At 61.3% G+C, this 457-nt stretch carries 1 protein-coding gene; it reads right to left on the bottom strand.

Annotated elements, in window-relative coordinates; genetic code table 11:
• Nucleotides 1-457 (bottom strand): hypothetical protein (locus tag RT91_RS22090; protein ID WP_160321871.1); only part of this gene is annotated, 457 nt, incomplete at both ends.

Raw genomic sequence — 457 nt, 5'->3', positions numbered from 1 at the left:
GGTGAGAGCCGATTGTCGACCAACGTGACGAGTTCGCCACGAAATACTTCCGAGAGTGGTGATGGAGTTGCTGCCGGTGAGGATGACCGAACTGGCGGTGACGATGTCGAGACTTGATGCGTTGATATAGCCTGTGCCCGAACCTGAATTGGAGATGGTGCCTGCGTTGGCGTCGAGGCTGAGGCTGCCTGTGGCGGAGACGGCACCGGTGATGTCGAAGCCGCCGGCGCTGGTGTCGGTGAGGCTTGCGCTGGTGGCGGTGAAGGGTCCGGCGATGGTGAGGGGCGCGTTGTCGTCGAGGGTGAGGTTGCCGACGTTGACGCTGCCGAGAGTGGTGATGGAGTTGCTGCCGGTGAGGATGACCGAACTGGCGGTGACGATGTCGAGACTTGATGCGTTGATATAGCCTGTGCCCGAACCCTGAATTGGAGATGGTGCCTGCGTTGGCGTCGAGGCT

This window comes from Acidiphilium sp. JA12-A1 (genome assembly GCF_000724705.2).
Classification (GTDB): domain Bacteria; phylum Pseudomonadota; class Alphaproteobacteria; order Acetobacterales; family Acetobacteraceae; genus Acidiphilium; species Acidiphilium multivorum.
Note: the sequence above shows the minus strand (reverse complement) of the source record. Positions and strands in the feature narration are given on the sequence as shown.